This is a genomic window from Shewanella profunda (assembly GCF_023283765.1).
Lineage (GTDB): Bacteria > Pseudomonadota > Gammaproteobacteria > Enterobacterales > Shewanellaceae > Shewanella > Shewanella profunda.
In genome coordinates, this window is sequence record NZ_JAKILG010000011.1 from 38,769 (window position 1) to 58,623 (window position 19,855).

Here is a 19,855-nt window from a genome sequence, read left to right on the forward strand (position 1 = left end):
GGTGTGAAGCTATAAATATTAAGCGGGTGTTTAGGCTTCGTCCGGTAGTTCTGAGTCGCTATCGATTTCACCTTTGCCTTTGGTTTTCACAATCAGTAGACCAGTGATCACTAAGGTTGAAATAATGCCTGCAACGGTTGACAAGGTCATTGGTAAACCTGCGCCTAAGGTTGCTGAGTTTAGTAGGAAGGTGATAACTACTGTCGTCATAAACATTGCTGGAATAGTCGTGATCCAGTGCAGTTTATTATGGCGTAATAAGTAAGCTGAAGCAGTCCATAGCATTAATACTGCGGTTGCTTGGTTTGCTACACCGAAGTAACGCCAAATCACACCAAAATCGACTTGAGTTAGCAGGCCACCAATAATAAACAGTGGGATAGCCAGCATTAAACGTTTTGGCAGTGCAATCTGTGGCATTTTGAAGAACTCAGCCAAGATCAGACGAGCTGAGCGGAATGCCGTATCACCAGAAGTAATGGGGAGAATAATGACACCTAGGATTGCCATAAAACCACCAACCGCACCGAGTAAGCCAGTTGAAGCTTCATATACTACGTTAGCAGGGTTCCCCGCCATTCCAGTGTTAAGACCTTCTACACCACCGAAGTAGGATAGGGCAATTGCACACCAAAGTAATGCAATAATGCCTTCACCAATCATGGCACCAAAGAACACGAAACGGCCATTGGTTTCATTTTCAACACAACGTGCCATTAGCGGTGACTGGGTTGCATGGAAACCAGAAATGGCACCACATGCGATGGTGATAAACAATGCAGGCCAAAGCGGCATGTCTTTAGGATTTAAGTTTTGGAAGAAATCTCCTGCTTGTACATTAGGCAGTAAGGTATGCTCGCTCGATAAAATAATCGCGAAGGCAAGGCCAAAGGACATGAAAAACAGTAGAGCACCAAAGAAGGGGTATAGACGGCCGATAATTTTATCAACTGGCACAACTGTAGCGATCAGATAGTAACAGAAAATAATACCAACGAAGATGCTGACATCCCAACCCGTTAGCTTACCGAGTAGCCCGGCTGGTGCAGAGATAAATACCACACCAACGAGCAACAATAGGATGATGGCAAACACATTCATAAAATGTTTTGCGCTCTTACCTAGGTATTTACCCGCAAGGTTAGGTACGGATTGACCACCATTACGAACCGACAACATACCTGAGAAGTAATCGTGCACTGCACCGGCAAAAATACAACCGATCACAATCCATAGCATGGCTGCTGGACCGTAGAGTGCGCCGAGGATAGGACCAAAGATTGGACCAACACCAGCAATGTTCAGTAATTGGATTAAATAGACTTTGCCCTTAGACATAGGCACATAGTCAACGCCATCGGTTTTGGTGAACGCGGGTGTTTGACGTTTAGCGTTGATGCCGAAAACCTTCTCGACAAAAGCACCGTAGATAAAGTAACCGCCGATCAATAAACCGATACAGAGTAGGAACCACATCATTTTGTTATCTCCCCATTTGAGTTGTGAGGAGTGTAAACAAGTTGTTTACACAAAACAGTGCAATTTTACTCAGTGGTCGAAAATGTAGGGTCAGCGGCAATAGGATGACTTGAGCGGTTTTCGATAAACATCAGTCTTTAGATGGATTGGTTATTGGAAGCCAAAAAGTTGTTTTAAACTCTTCAGATAACGGCGTGACACTGGCACTTTACCCCCAGAATGCGTTGTGACTTCTGCTCCTGTATCCAATAACTCAATTTCGGCAATGGCCTTAGGTGCAATTAAATATTGGCGATGACAACGCACTAGTGGTGTTTTTTCTTCGAGCACTTTTAAGGTTAACTGGGTGTGGACCTTGCCTTTTGTGCAGGCGACATGGATACCACTTAAATCACTAAACACATATTCGACATCCGTGATGGAGATGACTTTCAATTTGCTACCACTGTAGCAGGGAAGGTGCTCAAGACTTCTAGGTGCGATTGAATTAACGGCCTGTGGCGCGAGATTTTTACGCACATGTTTTAGCGTTTGGCTGAGTCTGTCGGCATCAATGGGTTTCAGCAAATAGTCAAAAGCATGATTATCAAAGGCCTTGACGGCAAATTCATCGTACGCGGTGACAAATACAATTTTAGGTAAGCTGTCGGGATCGAGCATAGCAATCAGCTCCATTCCTGAAATACGCGGCATTTGGATATCGAGGAAAATAAGCTGAGGTTTTTCTTTGGCAATGATTTGTAATGCTTCAATTGCATTTGCGCATTGACCAATAATCTCAATATCGGCTTCTTGACTGAGAAGTTCAGTCAGTTCTTCACGAGCAAACAGCTCATCATCAACAATTAAACAAGTGATCACGTGTTGGTTTCCGTTGGTTCAATTGGGAGGCGGATGATGACTCGAGTATATTCATCTCGCTCACATTTTACGGTTATGCCGTATTGCTCACCAAATAGGTTTTGGATACGTTTATGGACTAAGTTCATGCCTAATCCTTCAGAACCAGAAGTCGGCTCATATAAACCTGCATTATCAGTAACATCCAATTCTAAAATATTGTTTTCCAATTTACCGGTCACTTTAATTTGTCCCTGTTCAATCATATGGGATGTACCGTGTTTTACGGCATTCTCAATGATTGGCTGTAAGGTAAATGCAGGCACCTTACAGGGATATAGTGATTCGGGAATAGCAATATTGACCTGTAATTTATCAATAAAACGTGCTTTCTCAATAGTGAGATAGGATGCAATGTGATCTAGCTCATCCCCAAGTGTGACAAGGCCTGTCGTACGCTTAAGGTTGATACGCAAAAATTGTGATAATTGTTGTAATAGCTGTTTTGACATATCCGGATCGCGTTTGATTATGGCACTAATGGTATTGAGCGCATTAAATAAAAAATGTGGATTTACCTGTGCTTGGAGCAACTTTAACTCGGCTTGTGTGAGTAGATTTTGTTGTTGCTCGAAGCGACCGTATAGGATCTGATTCGATAAGAGACGCGCAATGCCTTCGCCTAAGGTTCTATTAATATTTAAAAAAAGCTTATTCTTAGGCTCATACAGTTTGATAGTACCTATGACTTCGTTATCGCTACGCAGCGGGATAACTAGACTCGATCCTAACTTGCATTGACTTGAAATTGAGCAGGCATAAGGTGTTTCAACACCATCGGCAAACATCACTTTATTCTGGTTAATGGCCTCTAGGGTTATCTTAGATGAAATAGGTGTTCCCGGAAGGTGGTGATCAGCACCGATACCAATAAAAGCCAAGAGTTTTTCCCTATCGGTGATCGCAACCGCGCCGACATTGGTTTCTTGGATCACAATCTGTGCAACTTTACCGCTACTTTCCTCATTAAACCCCTTAGAAAGTAAACCTACACTGCGCTCGGCAATTTTTAACGCTTTGGTTGAAAAGCTCGAAGAGAGTTTATCAAACATGGTTTTTTGATCGCGGATCATGCTCATAAACAGTGCCGCACCGATAGAGTTCACGAGTAACATAGGTGGCGCAATTTGGCGTACTAATTCCCATGCAGCATCAAAGGGACTTGCAATGAGTAAGATAATGCTCATTTGCATCATCTCAGCGTAAAAGGTGACTAAACAAACAAGAAGTGGATTATAGATAAGTTCACTTTTACCCGCTCTACGCAGATAAAAGCTAATCATACCAGCAGATAATCCCTCCATAGTTGTCGATATGGCACAGGCAACATCGGTAAATCCCCCCATGCTATAACGATGCAGTCCACCCGTGAGTCCAACGAGAAAACCAGTGACAGGGCCACCCAATAATCCACCGAGTACCGCTCCCATGGCGCGAGTATTGGCAATTGCGCCAGACGTTTGTTCACCAAAGTAGGTCGCCATAATGCAGAAACAGGAAAAAAACAGATAAATAAAAACCTTGTGGGGCAGGCGTGGCGAGGTCTCGGCAAAGAGCTTAAATAATGGGGTTTTACTGACTAAGTAAACGATCACTAAGTACAGCGACATCTGTTGGGTAAGTAATAGGATCAGGGACATAATGGCTCACATTATCGTCACAGATGTCGGCGTAAAGATTCTAATTGACAGTATGTGCGCGAGATCAGAGTTCAAATTTAACAGTTCGGATATAAAGAACAATATTAATTGCATCTTTTGGAGAGTATATGTCCGATTCTGTTCACGGTCATGATGTTATGGCGCTGATGGTAGCTCAAGGGGACGTCATTTTAAAGTCTGAATTGATTTCCCTTATGGCACAAAAGTTTGGTGAGTCTGCGCGTTATCACACTTGCAGCGTTGAAGCGTTGACTGCGCAAGAGTTGATCGATTTTTTAGTGAGTAAAGGTAAGTGCCAAGAAACCGCACATGGAATAACATTGGTCGCAGGACGCCAATGTAATCACTAGTGTTTGAGTGCGTCCGAGCGTGTTGATAAGTAGAGATAGATAGCACCCGTATCTTTATGCGAGTTAGCTATCTTCATCATTTTTATGGAGCAGCTGATACTGCTCATCCATCGAACGTTGACTGAATTCGTCGATTAAAATCCGCAGTAATCGTGACTTTGCGATTTTAGTCTCCTTTGAAAGGGTATCGAGCTGGGAGATACTGGTTTCAGTTAGGGAAAAAGTAGCATGTCGGTATATTTTTACTGACTTTTTATCTAAACCTTTACTAATGCTAGCCGGAGGCACAATTAATTGACTCGCTTTGCCCAAAGCGTAATTATTCGCATCTTCAATAAAATCATCAACAGAAACCGGGGTGATGATTTGCTTGGGTTTCTTACGTTTAAGATCAGTTAAGCTCATAGCTATTTTCTGGTGGTAATGTGAATAATTCATCCACTATAGCGCGAATCTCATCGGCAGCTTTCCCATTAGGCTCTATTTCGATGACTGAAGAGCCTTTTTCCTCACTATCATCATAAATGTTACGGCAAAAGGTGACTGAGTTGAGTACCCTCAACCCAAAGGATTGCACTACTTCTTTGGCTTCTAAAATGCGTTTAAACTGTGTAGGAAGTGCAGGACATTGGGTTAGCACAATAGTGGCTACCATTTTAGGATTGACCATTTTACAGGTGCTGAGCATATCTTCCATGTGAGGCAAGGTTTTGAGATCTCGCCTCTTGGGTCTTAAGGGGATCACTACATAGGTTGCTACTGACATTGCCGCTCGCATTGCAAGGTTATCTTGGCCACCACAGTCAACAATCACGTAATCGAACCGCTCATCTAAGCTGAGTAAATCATTACGTATTTTACCGTAAAGCTGAATACAGTTAATGGCGGGTAAACTCGGATCGTTATTCCTAGCTTGGATCCAATCGGAAGTGGTGCGCTGGGGATCACAGTCAACCATAAGAACATTTGCTTGGGATTTTTGTTTAATATAAACAGCGAGATTTTGTGCGAGGCAACTTTTACCGCTTCCTCCTTTTTCTCCACCTACCAGCAATATCATAGTGACATCCCCTGAATGAATCTTTGAATTAATTCAGTGTAGAACAGCCCCGTTAACCCTGCGTAGCTTAAGAAAAATTAAAGTAATTGCATGGCAATATGGTAGCTTTTCTCGTGGCATTGGGAACAGCGACATACTTGGCCTTTTACCATATTTTGCTTGGAAGTATTGGGGTTGAAAGTGACTTCAACTAGCTCACCGAGTGCGAAAGGATTCTTATAATCAAACAGAATGCCCTTTCTGGCCAAATCGATACAGATACCATCGTCGCAATGGTTTACTCCTTCTGGATCGATCCAGTTTAGGATCACCCGCTCTGCTTCCATATCCACTCGCAGAGAGGCGCGTTTTTCTTCAAAACCAGTAGGATGATCACCCATAACACAATTGCCCCGTAAATAATTGATCTTTGTAAAACTAGCATAATTGCTTTTTGGCAGAATACCAATGTGAAAAGCGAGGTCTTTGAGGAGAGTTTTAAAACGAGGGCAGCGGTGCCATTGAATAGTTATTTTAATGGCACCGACTCAGGTATTTGATTAGTTGTCGTATTCTTGATTTTTGGGGTAAGGCATTTTCAATTGGCCCCAACGGATCACAATAACCGTAGCCGCTAAGATTAAGGTTGATATTGAAATGGCTGCAATCCGCCAATCATCCATGCTCTTCATATCTAAAATCAGATAACGCGCTAATGCGACTATGGAGATATACAGTGGCATTCGCACGGGTAACTTACCGGACTCAGCATAGTTGGCCACCATGGCTAAGACTTCAAGGTAAATAAACAGTAAGAGTAAGTCCGCGAGTGCTACGGCACCTGCTTCAAAAATATGGACAATTTCTTGACCAATCGCAACTACCGTTGCAATAGCAATAATGAATAATACGAAATGTTCTACGGCTTTAAGGCCTTTAGCTCCGTATTGACGATAAAATGGCATATAAACTCCCTACGCAATATTTTTATAAATAGTAACAGTAAAAGCGGGTTAGTTAGGAAAAAGTACGTGAATTCTCTGTGACTCAATTCACAAGATAGATATTGGTCACAGTAAAAGAAGAAGGGTTTATCTGTAGGCATACAGTGAGCGTAAATAAGCTGACAAGCTTAAGTATTTGAGCCAAGGATGTGAGTATATCTTTTACTGAACGAAACTACTTATTCTGGCGTTTCTGCCATTTAAACATAATGGAATATTTCCATAAATTGCTGATAAGCAAATAACCTATCGCAGAAAAGATGATCCCCAATACTAAACAACCGACTAAAAAAGGTGGGCCAATAGTTGTCAGCGATGCTTCAATCCATTGCCAATTGGCTTCGAAGGTAAAATCCTGCGGTGCATGGCCTAAAATTTTTGCACCCAGTAAATAAGCACCATAAAACATCACTGGCATAGTGAGTGGATTAGTTATCCATACTAATGCAACGGATACGGGGATATTGACATTAAATAGAATCGCGAATGCCGCAGCAGCAACCATTTGGAAGGGCATGGGGATCCATGCGACAAAAAGGCCAACAGCAAAAGCACCTGGAGCTGATTTTCGGTTCAACGCCCAAAGATTTGGGTTGTGTAGCAAGCGTCCGAACATGCGCAAGTGTTTATGCTCACGCAGGGTTTCAGGCTTAGGCATAAATTTCGTGATGAATTTTTTTGGCATAGGTTGAAATTGCTGTCTTAACTTAATTCACTATGAATCGATTTATTTTTGGCTTTAGTGCCAGTTTATTATCGGCGATGTTGTGGCCATCATTTCTGCCTGTCGCTTATTTACCCTATCTTTTGGTTGGGGCTTTAATCTTATACAAAAAAATACCGCTTTGTTCAGGGGTACTCTTCGCGATGTTGTGGCTAACGGTTTTTTGCTTAGGATTATCTAGGCAGGATCTTCCTGTGCTACAACAACCTCTACAGGTGAGGGGCGAAATCATATCACTAGTTAGTCAAAACAGCGACTGGCTTAGTCTGGATATTGCGGTCATTAAACCAAATTTAATCTTAGGACCAAAAGCAAAGCTAAGATTGACATGGAAAACACCACCTGAAGTGGAAGTAGGGCAAGTTTGGTTGTTCACTATTGCACCAAAAAGTGTTTCTAGTGTGCTAAATCAAGGCGGATATAATGAACAAAAGCAATTAATTAGTCAGCATATTGTAGGTAAAGGGAGAGTTGTTAAAGCTGAGTTGATTAAGGTCAACCCTTCCTTAAGAAATCAACTTGTATCGGCATTGGCTCCTCAATTGGCTCCATTGCAGCAGGGAGATATTCTACTGGCGTTAATCTTGGGGGATAAGCAGCTCATTTCACAAGAACGCTGGCAAACGTTGAGGCAAACGGCGACAGGGCATTTAGTCGCGATATCAGGCTTACATTTGTCCGTGATTACAGCATGGATTTATGCTGTTGTTATATTTGGACTCACCCGTTTAGCTTCCCACCCCAGTCGTCGAAATTGGATATTCGCACTATTACTATCGGGTATAGGTACCGCATTTTATGCTTATTTAGCTGGTTTTGGTGTATCGACACAACGTGCATTGGTGATGATATTACTCTTAATGTTGCTTAGTTTATTAAAGCGGTTTTCGAGTGCGTGGGAGCGGTTATTATTTGCTTTATTTGTGGTGTTGTTAATTGATCCTCTTGCATGTTTAAGTGCTGGATTTTGGCTGTCATTTTGTGCGTTAGCCATTATTTTGTACACCTTAGAAACTGCGTCTAAAGCACCGCAGTTGATAGATAGCACCACTCCTTTTATGCGTATTCGTGCAGGATTATCACAGTTTTGGTCTATTCAATGGCGATTGAGTCTTGGGCTTGGATTAGTGCAAGCGGTCCTTTTTGGAGGAATAAGTGCACATAGTCTATGGATGAATATGCTTGCCGTGCCTTGGTTTAGCTTTGTGGTTATACCACTGGCAATGGCGGGGTTTGTGTGCTGGTGGATTAGCACTGCGTTTGGATTCTCTTGGATGGGGTTACTAGGTTTAAGCGATTGGACCTTGATGCCCTATGGCAAGTTATTAGAGATAAGTGGCCATTTACCCATCCATTGGCAAGCGGTTTCCGAAAGTGTGTTGGCATTAGCATTATGTGGATTATTAGGCGGTGTTTTGTGGCGTTATATTCCTAAAAGTCGCCAGTACGGGCCTTGGCTTTTTATTGTCGGATTACTATTTATGCCACTTATATTATCAATTTTATTCAGATGGTTACCTTTAAGATCATCGACTTGGTCTATGCATTTGTTAGATGTGGGACAGGGATTAGCTGTGGTGATAGAGAAAGATGGCCGAGGGCTTATTTATGACACTGGTGCAGCGTTTGGAGATAATTTTAGTTACGCTGAACGGGTGATTATTCCTTTTCTGAATGCTAAAGGGATTCGAGAAATTGACTATGTGTTTATCAGCCATAGCGATAATGATCACGCAGGTGGTGCCTCAGTTCTCTTGGCTGCATATCCTAAAGCCCAATGGATAACAGATGTGCCTGAGTTCGCTGGGCAAGGTTGTAGACCGCAGCAAATTAGCTGGCAGGATCTTAAATTAACCATCATTTTTCCGAAAGAACCGATAGCTGGGAATAATGGCTCTTGTGTACTGCGTATTGATGATGGCAAGCAGAGTGTATTACTGACTGGCGATATTGAAAAAAACAGTGAAATGAGACTATTAGAACAAACAAAAATGCAGTCTACGACATTAGCGAGTCAAGTTTTAATTGCACCGCACCATGGTAGCAAAAGCTCATCAACCGAAGCGTTTATCGATGCGGTTGCTCCCGAACTTGTCATCTTCTCCGCAGGGCTTGCCAATCGATACGGTTTTCCTAAATCCGTTGTCGTTGAGCGTTATCAAGATCGGCATATCGCTCATTTGACAACGGGAATAGAAGGGCAGATTAGTGTGATTTTTCAGCATAATGGCCGAGAGGTGAAAACCTACAGGCGTGATCTTGCGCCATTTTGGTACAACCGCTTGTTTAGATTTGGTGACTTGATTAATCCGGAGTAGAATGCCTACTTTGCCATAATTTAGTGTTATCAATGACAGAATCTCCTAAAGACGAAATGTGGACAGTTTTCAAACGATTACTGGGCTATCTTAAACCGATGAAGGGCATGTTTTTGCTTTCAGTCGCGGGGCTTATTGTTTATGGGGTCGTCGATGCGACCTTCATCGCTTTTATCGGTCCCTTTATCGATAAAGGCTTTTCAGGCGGAGCTCCTGCTGCAATCAGTAACGGCATTGCATTGCCAAGTAACCAAGGGTTCCATGCCAACAATGATGTGTTAATGATGGCGCCCCTTGTGGTTATCTTAATGTTTTCCCTGCGAGGTTTTGCCAACTTTGTTTCAACTTATGGCATCTCTTATATGAGTGCGCGTTTAATCACGGACATGCGTCAGCAAGTATTTGAGCATTATCTCAGTTTACCCGTCAGTTATATGGATAAAGAAAACACGGGAAATTTGATATCTAAGGTTACCTTTGATACCGAGCAAATCGCTAGAGCATCGGGCAGTGCATTGATTTCTATCGTAAGAGATAGTGTGACTGTGATGGGTATGCTGGTACTCATGTTCTACAATTCATGGAAACTATCCCTGTGTATCTTGATTATTGGCCCCATTATGGGGTTAGTGATCACTGTGGTCAGTCGTCGTTTCCGTAAAGTGTCTAAGCAAATTCAAACTGCCATGGGCGGGGTCAGTGCCACTACGGAGCAGATGATTAAAGGCCATAAAAACGTTTTAGCCTTTGGCGGACAAGAGACTGAAATGGCTCGTTTTGCGAAGGTAAATGATCAAAACCGCCATCAGAATATGAAATTAGCCGTAGCGCAGGCGATTAGTCAGCCTGTGATTATGGTGATTGGCTCCTTTGCCTTAGCATTTGTACTGTATGCCGCAAGCTTAGATAGTATGAAAACGGACCTCACCGCAGGGACCTTTGCCACTATCCTTGGCGCTATGATGGCCATGCTACAGCCCATCAAAAACTTAACCCGCGTTAATGCTGAATTTCAGCGCGGTATTGCTGCTTGTACCACAGTGTTTGAATTGTTAGATACTTTACCTGAATCTGATACGGGCACTTACAGTGTTAAAAGGGCCACAGGCAATTTACGGTTTGATGGCGTTTGTTTTAGTTATGAAGGCCAAGAACGCCGAGCCTTAGACAATGTCAATTTTGAGGTTAAACAAGGCCAAACCTTGGCCTTAGTGGGCCGTTCAGGCTCGGGTAAATCAACCATCGCAAGTTTGGTGACACGTTTTTACACGGGGCTAGAGTCTGGCGATATTTTACTTGATGATGTGAGTATCTATGATTACTCATTGAAATCACTACGTAACCAAGTGGCCCTAGTATCCCAACAAGTGACTTTGTTTAACGATACTATTGCTAACAATATTGCTTATGCGTATCCAGGTGAAGTGACCCGTGAGCAGATTATTGAAGCGGCAACACTTGCCCATGCGATGGAATTTATCGAACAGCTTCCTGAGGGGATCGATACGCAAGTCGGAGAAAACGGGGTGTTACTTTCCGGTGGACAAAGACAACGTATTGCCATAGCGCGCGCTATGCTGCGTGATGCACCAGTGCTTATCCTCGATGAGGCCACATCGGCTCTTGACACTGAATCTGAAAAAGCGATTCAACAGGGACTGGATAACCTGCGTCAAAACCGCACTTCGGTGGTGATCGCCCATCGATTATCGACAATTGAAAGTGCTGATCAGATCCTCGTGGTTGATCAAGGTCGTATTATTGAGCGCGGTACACACAAATCCTTACTGGAATTGGGTGGTATGTATGCCAAGCTGTATCAAATGCAATTTGGTAACTAGATGCAAACGCTCGTTAATAAAATTTGGTATCAGGGCCATCCATTGCGGTGGTTGTTACTGCCATTATCCTTTGTATTTGGGTTGATAACCTCAGTGCGCCGCGGTTTATTCCGGTTAGGGTTAAAATCGCAAACTACGCTTCCTGTTCCCGTGATTGTGGTGGGCAATATTACCGTAGGCGGAAGTGGCAAGACGCCAACGGTCATTTATCTGATTGAGTTATTACGTGCACATGGCTTTAATCCTGGGGTTATAAGTCGTGGTTATGGTGCCAATATACAAGGTGTTAAGCCCGTCACCCATGGTGCAAGTGCCACTGATGTGGGTGATGAACCCGCTATGATCGTAGCGCGTACGGGTGTTCCTATGATCGTAGGTGCTAAACGTGTCGAGGCAGCGAATGCCCTTATCGCCGAGTTTGGGGTCGATGTGATCATCTGTGATGATGGTTTACAACATTACGCCCTCGGACGGGATATCGAACTTGTCGTCGTTGATGGTCAACGCCGTTTAGGTAATGAATATTTGCTCCCTGCTGGGCCATTAAGGGAAGGGGTTTGGCGGCTTAAAGACGTCGACTTTGTGGTCATAAATGGTGGTACTGCCGATGTGGGACAATTTGAGATGCAGCTGGTGCCTATGGAGGTCAAAGCGGTGAATGGCAATGTGGTGAGTACTGATTTTGATAAATCTCAACCCCTTGTCGCTATGGCTGGTATTGGTCATCCCGCTCGTTTCTTCGATGCATTGCAAGCACAGGGCTATCAGTTGGCGTTATCCCAAGGGTTTGATGATCATCAAGCCTATGATAAAAAACAATTATGTGATTTGGCGAAAAATCTTCCGCTGATGATGACTGAAAAAGATGCGGTTAAATGTCGCGATTTTGCACAAGAAAACTGGTGGTATTTGGCGGTCAATGCCAAGCTATCCCCACAATTTGATGAGCAGCTATTAAGCCGTCTTCACGAGGTAGTTGCAGCTAAACAAGGAAACTCTCATGGCATTCGATAAAAAACTTTTGGATATAGTAGCTTGCCCAATATGCAAGGGAAAACTTGAGTATGATAAAACTGCGCAGCAGTTGATCTGTAAAGCCGATAAACTGGCATATCCTATTACTGAAGGCATACCTGTATTACTGGAAAATCGTGCAATTCCACTGACGGAAACTGTTTAAGCTAAATCAGTTTGAGTCGATTGAGTATGCGCGTAGCTTATTTACGCGCATTGTTCCATTAAAAATGCACAAATTTTTGCCTATCTGCGTCTGTTGCACCTTCTTTGCATTCCCCGCGTATTTCACCCCGGCCCGACTCTATTATACGACTCAGTTCGAAGTATCCTTCCCGGCAGTAACCTGTCATTTCTAGTGTTTTTGTGAGGCCAAGTTCTACCTGCTGCCCCCACACTTCGAGTATAGCCTCCTTCTCCTTGTAGTTTCTGCGTTGCTCGCTGGGATCCTGTGGCTTTTGACGCATGCGATCTTCGTGGGGGAAAGTGCGGTCCATATTGTCTCTGCTTGATTTTTCATCAACAAGATTCGCTTGATAGATAAAGAGTTTAAGACCATCGGCCTTAATGTCTGTTGTTAACTTATCCTTTAATTTTCCGGCTAATTCAGCGGGATCGATGGGGGCGCTGCTACAGGCGATAAGCGATATACAGCTTAGAACTGCAAGGCTGATAGATCTCAGTGGCATAATCAAATTTAACTCGTAGGTTATTAACTCCCTGAAGAATACCTTAATATGGCGGCAAATATCATAGATTTATGGTGATTTTTGCCATATGACTCAGTACCGCTTAAGCTCTGCTGAGTAACAGACATTGTGAACAAGGAATTAGCTTTAATGTGGGAGTTTTGGTCGCGTCAATTAGCACAAATCGAATGGGGCATGAGTTTAGTCCAAGCTATGGCTTTGGTGCTATTGGTACTGTGGGTTTATGTCATTTGGCCCAAGGAAGAGTTGCAGCAAGTGGCCAAGGATAAGGGGTTGCAACGGCGATTGTTACTGACTTTGGTCGCAATCAATGCGCTATGGCTCTTAAATGCCAGTATCCAGATCGGCTTGCATTTGCACTTTTTAGGGATTGTGACCTGTTTATTGATGTTCGGTTGGCGGTTAGCCACTGTCAGCTTGCTATTGCCCTGCGCATTTTTCAGTCTTTTTGTCCTAAAACAACCGGGTGTATTTGGCGCATTTGGTTTATTTGCTATAGCGATACCACTGTTTTTATCTTTCATGTTGTATAGCCGCAGTTACCATCTTTTTCCCAAACATATCTTTGTTTTTATCTTTGTCGGTGCGTTTATTAATGCGGGATTATCAACGGTATTTCACCAGTTTAGTTGGGCCATTTGGCTATGGTTTTCGGCAGATTATGACTGGGGATTATTAGTGGATAATTACTTAATGTTAATACCGTTACTGGCTTTTCCGGAAGCATTGTTGAATGGTATGGCGGTCACACTGCTGGTGGTGTATCAACCCCAGTGGTTGTTTGATTATTCTGATCGCGAATATTTATGGCAAAAGTAATACTTTTGACATTATAGATTGATAGAAGGCACGCAGCTTTCACTACGCGCCTTCAATGTTATGCGAAACGTTGATCTAAGTAATGGATAATATCTTTAGATTCATACAGCCATTGCACTTGGCCATTTTCTTCAATACGTAAGCAAGGCACTTGCTGTTTACCACCTTGAGCCGTCAGCTCATCTTTATGGGGGGATTTTTTCGCATCAAGGGTTTGAATATTGAGCCCTTGGCGGCGTATTGCACGGCGTACTTTTACGCAAAAGGGACAGGCTGGATATTGATAAAGTGCCATAGCTTGGGTTTCTGCATCAACTTTTTGTTGATCTTCCCGCGGGCGTTGACGTTTTTTAGGCGCAAAAACAAAGTTTAGAAATAAAATAATCCGGCCTAAAATCCAGCGAATAATGAACATGAGTACCTCGTGTAATAGTTTTATTTGGGGCGTTACAGGTGCTTATTATCAATCAAGCTTAGCAATCGCTTTGATGCACCTGTGATTAACGTCATATTGTATAAGTGATTAGTGTGATGGTCCTTGCATAAGCTGGCAAAGTGTAACCTAAGGTACTAAGCAGGCCAATAGTGCAGACCAATAGTTTAATTCGTGACAGTTTGGTTGGCCGTTAAAAGCCGACAGAGCGCCATAAATAATGCGCCCTGCAATTGCTGGGTGTTTAGTGGTGCTAGGCTGAGAGGTGCCTCGTTACGATTTAGCCGCGTAGTTTATTTTGCATCAATCGTCATATTCACTTGGGCAGTGTTTTGGTTCAACGTGACTCGGCTATCAAGTAAGAAAACCCGCTCGGGTGCGACCCCTTTGGTATCGACTAGATAAGCTTTAACTGTTTTTGCCCTTTCTTGGGCGAGATCTCCTAGCATGCCCTCGGTGACATTTTGTGCTTTCACCGACAAGTTATAGAGGGCTATGTGCCAGCGAGTCGCGATATCCTCATCCGACAGTGGTGTCTCTTTTACTTCATTCAGCACGGCGTCTTTCACTAATTGCGGATCTGCTTTTACTTCCTGTTCGTACAGTTTTGCCAAGGCTTCTGCGAGTGCTCCTTTTGTTGGAAATTGGCTTGGGCTTAAGTCTGTAGGGAGTTCCTTAAATGGGATATTTGCAAGTTTAGCTAATTTACGCTTCATCATACGTTCAGCAATTGCTTGGCTATCGTTAATCGCATCGACTTCACCTTCTATGCTAAGTTTTAGCATAGGTCTATCGGTTAAGGCGCTGGCGAGTTTGTCCAAGCTTGCTTGTTCTTTGCCATCTAGGGTAAAGCTTCCGGCATTGAAGCTGACTTTATCTAAAGTTTCATCTGAGCCGACTAAACTGGCGAGAAATGAGAATGGCGCAGTAACGGCTTTGGTTATCACGTTAGTGATGGCTGTCATGATAATGCTTCCTACACTAAAGCTGGGCGAGTCTAAATCCCCTAAAACCTCCATCCCTAGGTCGATAATGCCGTTCCGATCTTGAAGTAATGCAATGGCTAAGGTGATAGGAAGACTTGTGGCTAAGTCGCTATTACTGGGCTTGCCGAGTTTTAGTTGATCTATGACTAAGTGATTACTGCCCTTTAGCTGGTTATGTTCAAGCTTATAATTGAGTGCGAGGGAGAGTTGGCCTTTATCTATGTAGTAACCCGCATAGGTTCCTGAATAAGGATTTACGGATGTGAGCTCAACACTCTTAAATACGAGGTCGAGATCAAGATAAGGCATATCCAACAATGGGTTAATATCACCCTTTAGGGTTACGGGGGCATATTTATCAATTTTACCTTTGATATCAACAGAGGCTTTAGTGCCCGGTATTGAAGATAAGTGACTGATATTGCCATCAAGTAGCTCAATACCAGAGGCAAAATTGGGTGTTAAGGAATTGTCGGCAAAATAGGCTGAGCCTTGGCTAAAGCTGATTTTTTGAATGTCTAAACTTAAGTCAGGTTTGTCGTGGGTAACACTTTCACGAGTTTGGTTACCCGTATTTTTAACGTCAGAATTTCCCGTTTCGGGGACGGTAACATTAGGCGGTGCTTTTACGACCAAAGTGTTATCAGCGGACGTTTCAACGATCAGATCGCTGATATTTGTACTTCTATCCTTGGCAATAACAATTTTAGCGTAGGGCTGATTAAGGGCGAGATGGTCAATTTTTATTTGATTCTTTTGCTGGTCAAAATCTAGCTGATTAATATGCATTTTTTGCCATTTAACTAATGGCGCATTGCGTAAATTATCTAGCACATTCAAGTCATCCAGCTCGACACTGCCGCGATAAATTGCTTGGCCTTTAGCATCGGCATTTACCTGTCCCTGTGAACTCAATAGGCCACTTTTAAGCTTGATATTTACATAGGGCGCTAAATAAGGTTGAAATTGCGCTAATGCCAGTTTATCCATTTGTAATTTGGCATCAATGGACTCACTGGTTAGATCAACTTGTCCTTGTGATGCGAAACTCCCTTTATCATTGATAGCAAAGGATAGTTCATATTCGATAGGTGCTTTTAAGTCACTCACTATGGTCTTAGTGGCAAAATTGAGAGGGTATATACGCCATTGTTGAGGTGAAGGCGTGAGTTTTTGTTCACTGAGATTAATATCATAGTTTTCAAGGGTGAGCTTATCGAGTTGGACTAACCATGAGGGGGCGGGTTGTTCACTTGTGTGCTGTCTATCCTCTGTGTTAACTAAGGTTGGAGATGTCACCAAATCTTCTTTATTAGTTTCTTCATTTGGTGCCTGAGTGGGATCATTAATCTCTTTAGCCGTAGACGCTTGAGATTGTGCCATCGATTTTGGGGTTAGGAGTTTTGTAAGATCAACACCTTGTTCATCGAGGATCACATTGAGGGATAATCCATCACTATGTATTTGGTTGATATTAATTTTTTGCCGTTGCAGATCGGCTGCAATGCCATCTATTGCCAGTAGAGGAAGCGTCAGGACTGGAGTGTCTTGGTTTGTCACATTCAGCTTCTCAAGGATCACTTGTCCGCGATTAGTCATGACTTGTAGAGAGCCATTATCAGGTAGATCAAACCGATAATGTGACTTTGCACTTATTTCGCCATCTTTAAGCGTAATATCAAATTGGTCATCGATAAATTGCCACAGTGTACTGAGTTTTAACTTTGCGATTTGGATATCACCGTCGAGCATAAACGGGAAGAGTTGAAATTGCCCTTCTAGACTTATTTCTCCTTCGTGGACATCCTTAAACTGCATCGCAAAGTGATTATTGATTAACTGTGGTGTGACATTCGAGGATGCTATTTCTGTCGGTACAGAAGGAGTAACCTCTGGGTTTGTTTCTGTTTTTAATGCTTCTGCCGAGGATACTATTGTGTTTTTTAACGCTGATGTCGTTGTTGTCATTATATAGTCAGTATCTAAATTACTGACTTTAATATCAATGCTGGGGTAATTGATGTTTGCTTGAGTGATATTGTCATCGAAGCTAAATTTACCTGCATCTAAGGTAAATTGACCGAGCAATACTCGTAGCGGTTTAGTTGGTTCATTGGGGTTAGACGCCGTTGCGGGTTCGGCATTTTGGCTAAGGGTTATCAGTATATCGTCAAAATTAAATGCTGCTTTGCCCTGTGTTTGAAAACGACGGATATGTACATTTGGGCCTTGTAGATGAAGGTTTTCAATAACCACAGCCCCTTTGAAAATTGATTGCCAGAAATTGAGTTGGAGCTGGATGCCTTTGCTACCCGCAAAAATGTGTTCGTCCTTTTCTTTAATTACCAGATCGTCAATGTCCACTTTAAACGTGAAGGGATTAATACGAACGTCAGCAATCATGACTTGGCGACCAAGCAATTGCGAGAGTTTCTCAGGGGCGAAGGATACAATACCGAAAGGGATAATGAGTCCTAAGATAGCCGCGTAACAACAATAGAGAGTAATGAGATAGATGAGAACCCTTTGGTATCTTGGGCGTTCAAAGAAAGTCTTTTTCAAGGTTGAAAGCGGGTTCTGCATAGTAGAATCAAGGCTCCGATGTGTAGATTAGCGTTAAATCTATCAGGAAATGGAGCTATTCTAGCCAATAACGCTTAGGTTTACACATATTGTTTTATGTTTTTACTAGTAAAATCTTAGTGTTACTTTACGGTAACCCGTTTAAGTTTTAGTTGAAATTAAACAACAATCCAGAGTTCATCGATGTTACCTACTATCTGTTCCTAAAGAGTACGGACACAGATCTGTTTTCTCCATCTACTATAGGCCTACACATTTTAGGTAGCGGTGTAGCTTATCGCTGCAAAAATAACCCTGAAACGTCAACACGCCCTAATAATTCATAAGTAGATTTTGAAATATTCCATCATTTGGTGCAGCTTGAGCTTAAGTTAACCTTATGTTAATTAATAAAATAATTAGGCTGTGCTGGTATTTAGCCTCTAATATAGATGCAGTATTGGCAGGGTTTTATATCTTGATAATCGAGCTGAGTGGAACAAATCAACGGGTGGTTTAAATGATTGCTTGCACTATTAGACCTTAATCCCATTCGCTTGGTAATATAGTGCGGTTTTGCATCATTTTGATGGAATGAGAGGGGATTTAAGATTGAATAAAAGCTTAGTGACAAATGTATTAGCCGCGATTTGCATTTTGATTGGATACGGCATAGGGTCGCCCATTTTGTTTAATGTAGGCTTATTTGCGTTATCTGGTGCTATTACCAACTGGTTAGCCGTGTATATGCTGTTTGAAAAAGTGCCGGGATTGTATGGCTCAGGGGTGGTGCCTTCTCGTTTTGAAGAATTTAAGGCCGGTATTGCACACTTGATGATGAAGCAGTTTTTTACTACTGAAAATATTGACCGTTTTCTATCTGAAAAAGAAGGGATCACTAAAATCGATTTAGCCCCTGTGATTGATAAAGTCGATCTTGCCCCGTCTTTCGATGCCCTTGTTAGTACCGTTGCCCAGTCATCTTTTGGTGGAATGCTGGCAATGTTTGGTGGTACCGAGGCTTTAATGCCATTAAAAGCCCCTTTTATTGAGAAAATGAAAGCGTCTTTAGTGAATATGGCACAAAGCGATGAATTTCATGAGTTACTAAAGCAAGAAATTGAACAGCCTAGTATTATGGCCGATCTGCAAGTGAAAATTGCCAATATTGTTGAACAGCGCTTAAATGAGCTGACGCCACAAATGGTAAAACAGATTGTGCAAGAGATGATCCAAACTCACTTGGGTTGGTTAGTGGTATGGGGCGGTGTATTCGGTGGCTTAATAGGGCTTGTTGCTGCGTTATTTCAAGGTTAATCTGAAACCGTTTAAGAAGATAATGGTAGCCATGGTTTCCATTATCTTCACCTGTCTTTTATCATATTCACATTAGCCATAATAGAAGGGAAGTCTATGAACCGTCATCACAGCATTAATTATTTGGAAATTCCAACTCGCAATATACTGAGTTCGAAAGCATTTTTTAGCCAAGTTTTCGGCTGGAACTACGTTGATTACGGTCCTGAATACAGCTGTTTTATGGATGTGGGGATCACAGGAGGATTCTACCAAGCCGATGTCAGTTTTACTCTTGCCCGAGGTTGTCCGTTGATTGTGTTGTACAGCCAGAATTTAGAACAAACTCAAGCTTCAGTTATCGCCGCAGGCGGTAAAATTAGTGCTGATATTTTTAGTTTTCCAGGCGGGCGGCGTTTCCATTTTACTGAACCCAGTGGCAATGAATATGCTGTTTGGTCCGAATGATCCTAATGCTAATCCTTGCGTTCGCAATTGTTGTTTGAATGAGCAAGATATTTGTTTAGGGTGTTTTCGTCACCTTAATGAGATTTTAGCTTGGCGTGCCATGACAGATGAAGATCGTTATCGCTGTTTTGTGAGAATGACTGAGCGTCGAAACATACAGCAAGCAAAACACATGAACCCCAAATGATGCGATGAGGATTTTAAATATTTCATCGAATTATCAATTTGTTAACTTTAGTGCTGACGATTAG

At 42.5% G+C, this 19,855-nt stretch carries 20 protein-coding genes; 9 read left to right on the forward strand and 11 right to left on the reverse strand.

Annotated elements, in window-relative coordinates; translation table 11 throughout:
* Positions 1-30: 30 nt before the first annotated feature.
* From L2744_RS07730 to L2744_RS07740, 3 genes are all read right to left on the reverse strand, one after another.
* Entirely contained in the window at positions 31-1,479 is a 1,449-nt protein-coding gene (locus L2744_RS07730) for a carbon starvation CstA family protein (protein WP_248991366.1), read from the reverse strand.
* A 150-nt stretch (positions 1,480-1,629) separates the two neighbouring features.
* Positions 1,630-2,340, reverse strand: a complete 711-nt coding sequence (btsR, locus tag L2744_RS07735; protein ID WP_248991367.1) for a two-component system response regulator BtsR — start codon at positions 2,338-2,340, stop codon at positions 1,630-1,632.
* On the reverse strand, positions 2,337-4,019 hold the full coding sequence (locus L2744_RS07740; RefSeq protein ID WP_248991368.1) for a sensor histidine kinase: 1,683 nt from the start codon (positions 4,017-4,019) through the stop codon (positions 2,337-2,339). The genes btsR and L2744_RS07740 overlap by 4 nt, the downstream gene beginning before the upstream one ends.
* A gap of 128 nt (positions 4,020-4,147) precedes the next feature.
* On the opposite strand from L2744_RS07740, the gene L2744_RS07745 reads away from it, so the two are divergent.
* Positions 4,148-4,390, forward strand: a complete 243-nt coding sequence (locus tag L2744_RS07745; protein ID WP_248991369.1) for a YecH family metal-binding protein — start codon at positions 4,148-4,150, stop codon at positions 4,388-4,390.
* 63 nt (positions 4,391-4,453) lie between these two features.
* On the opposite strand, the gene L2744_RS07750 is transcribed toward L2744_RS07745, so the two are convergent.
* From L2744_RS07750 to L2744_RS07770, 5 genes are all read right to left on the reverse strand, one after another.
* Positions 4,454-4,795 (reverse strand): ribbon-helix-helix domain-containing protein, encoded by a 342-nt coding sequence (locus L2744_RS07750; protein WP_248991370.1) that lies wholly within the window; start codon positions 4,793-4,795, stop codon positions 4,454-4,456.
* Positions 4,782-5,450 (reverse strand): AAA family ATPase, encoded by a 669-nt coding sequence (locus L2744_RS07755; protein WP_248991371.1) that lies wholly within the window; start codon positions 5,448-5,450, stop codon positions 4,782-4,784. Before L2744_RS07755 ends, L2744_RS07750 begins: the two co-directional genes overlap by 14 nt.
* A 77-nt stretch (positions 5,451-5,527) precedes the next feature.
* Positions 5,528-5,830: a PilZ domain-containing protein gene (locus L2744_RS07760; RefSeq protein WP_248991372.1), complete on the reverse strand. Its 303-nt coding sequence runs from the start codon at positions 5,828-5,830 to the stop codon at positions 5,528-5,530.
* A 159-nt stretch (positions 5,831-5,989) separates the two neighbouring features.
* A complete protein-coding gene (locus L2744_RS07765; RefSeq protein ID WP_248991373.1) occupies positions 5,990-6,394 on the reverse strand; it encodes a phosphate-starvation-inducible protein PsiE in 405 nt (134 codons plus the stop codon).
* A gap of 214 nt (positions 6,395-6,608) precedes the next feature.
* Positions 6,609-7,118, reverse strand: a complete 510-nt coding sequence (locus tag L2744_RS07770; protein WP_248991374.1) for a DUF2062 domain-containing protein — start codon at positions 7,116-7,118, stop codon at positions 6,609-6,611.
* 32 nt (positions 7,119-7,150) lie between these two features.
* Here L2744_RS07770 and L2744_RS07775 point away from each other — a divergent pair, with 32 nt between their 5' ends.
* Genes L2744_RS07775 through L2744_RS07790 form a run of 4 tightly spaced genes read left to right on the forward strand, consistent with a single transcriptional unit; the run spans position 7,151 to position 12,496 of the window.
* Positions 7,151-9,475 carry a DNA internalization-related competence protein ComEC/Rec2 gene (locus L2744_RS07775; RefSeq protein WP_248991375.1) on the forward strand — a complete coding sequence of 775 codons (2,325 nt, stop codon included), beginning with the start codon at positions 7,151-7,153 and terminating at the stop codon, positions 9,473-9,475.
* A gap of 32 nt (positions 9,476-9,507) precedes the next feature.
* Positions 9,508-11,316, forward strand: a complete 1,809-nt coding sequence (gene msbA, locus L2744_RS07780) for a lipid A export permease/ATP-binding protein MsbA (RefSeq protein ID WP_248991376.1) — start codon at positions 9,508-9,510, stop codon at positions 11,314-11,316.
* Entirely contained in the window at positions 11,317-12,330 is a 1,014-nt protein-coding gene (gene lpxK / locus L2744_RS07785; protein ID WP_248991377.1) for a tetraacyldisaccharide 4'-kinase, read from the forward strand.
* Complete coding sequence (locus L2744_RS07790) at positions 12,317-12,496, forward strand: Trm112 family protein (protein WP_248991378.1); 180 nt, start codon at positions 12,317-12,319, stop codon at positions 12,494-12,496. Before lpxK ends, L2744_RS07790 begins: the two co-directional genes overlap by 14 nt.
* A gap of 58 nt (positions 12,497-12,554) precedes the next feature.
* On the opposite strand, the gene L2744_RS07795 is transcribed toward L2744_RS07790, so the two are convergent.
* Positions 12,555-13,019 (reverse strand): hypothetical protein, encoded by a 465-nt coding sequence (locus tag L2744_RS07795; protein WP_248991379.1) that lies wholly within the window; start codon positions 13,017-13,019, stop codon positions 12,555-12,557.
* 150 nt (positions 13,020-13,169) lie between these two features.
* Between L2744_RS07795 and L2744_RS07800 the strand changes: the two genes are divergently transcribed.
* Complete coding sequence (locus tag L2744_RS07800) at positions 13,170-13,859, forward strand: energy-coupling factor ABC transporter permease (RefSeq protein ID WP_248991380.1); 690 nt, start codon at positions 13,170-13,172, stop codon at positions 13,857-13,859.
* Between the two features lie 58 nt (positions 13,860-13,917).
* On the opposite strand, the gene L2744_RS07805 is transcribed toward L2744_RS07800, so the two are convergent.
* Positions 13,918-14,274, reverse strand: a complete 357-nt coding sequence (locus L2744_RS07805) for a glutathione S-transferase N-terminal domain-containing protein (RefSeq protein WP_248991381.1) — start codon at positions 14,272-14,274, stop codon at positions 13,918-13,920.
* 311 nt (positions 14,275-14,585) lie between these two features.
* Positions 14,586-17,861, reverse strand: coding sequence for a DUF748 domain-containing protein (locus L2744_RS07810; RefSeq protein ID WP_248991382.1), 3,276 nt, complete (start codon positions 17,859-17,861; stop codon positions 14,586-14,588).
* A gap of 591 nt (positions 17,862-18,452) precedes the next feature.
* On the opposite strand from L2744_RS07810, the gene L2744_RS07815 reads away from it, so the two are divergent.
* From L2744_RS07815 to L2744_RS07825, 3 genes are all read left to right on the forward strand, one after another.
* Positions 18,453-19,157 carry a DUF445 domain-containing protein gene (locus L2744_RS07815; protein ID WP_248991383.1) on the forward strand — a complete coding sequence of 235 codons (705 nt, stop codon included), beginning with the start codon at positions 18,453-18,455 and terminating at the stop codon, positions 19,155-19,157.
* A gap of 96 nt (positions 19,158-19,253) precedes the next feature.
* The gene (locus tag L2744_RS07820; RefSeq protein ID WP_248991384.1) at positions 19,254-19,604 is read left to right on the forward strand and encodes a VOC family protein; all 351 of its coding nucleotides are present in this window, start codon (positions 19,254-19,256) and stop codon (positions 19,602-19,604) included.
* Positions 19,579-19,791 (forward strand): DUF1289 domain-containing protein, encoded by a 213-nt coding sequence (locus tag L2744_RS07825; protein WP_248991385.1) that lies wholly within the window; start codon positions 19,579-19,581, stop codon positions 19,789-19,791. The genes L2744_RS07820 and L2744_RS07825 overlap by 26 nt, the downstream gene beginning before the upstream one ends.
* Positions 19,792-19,855 lie beyond the last annotated feature (64 nt).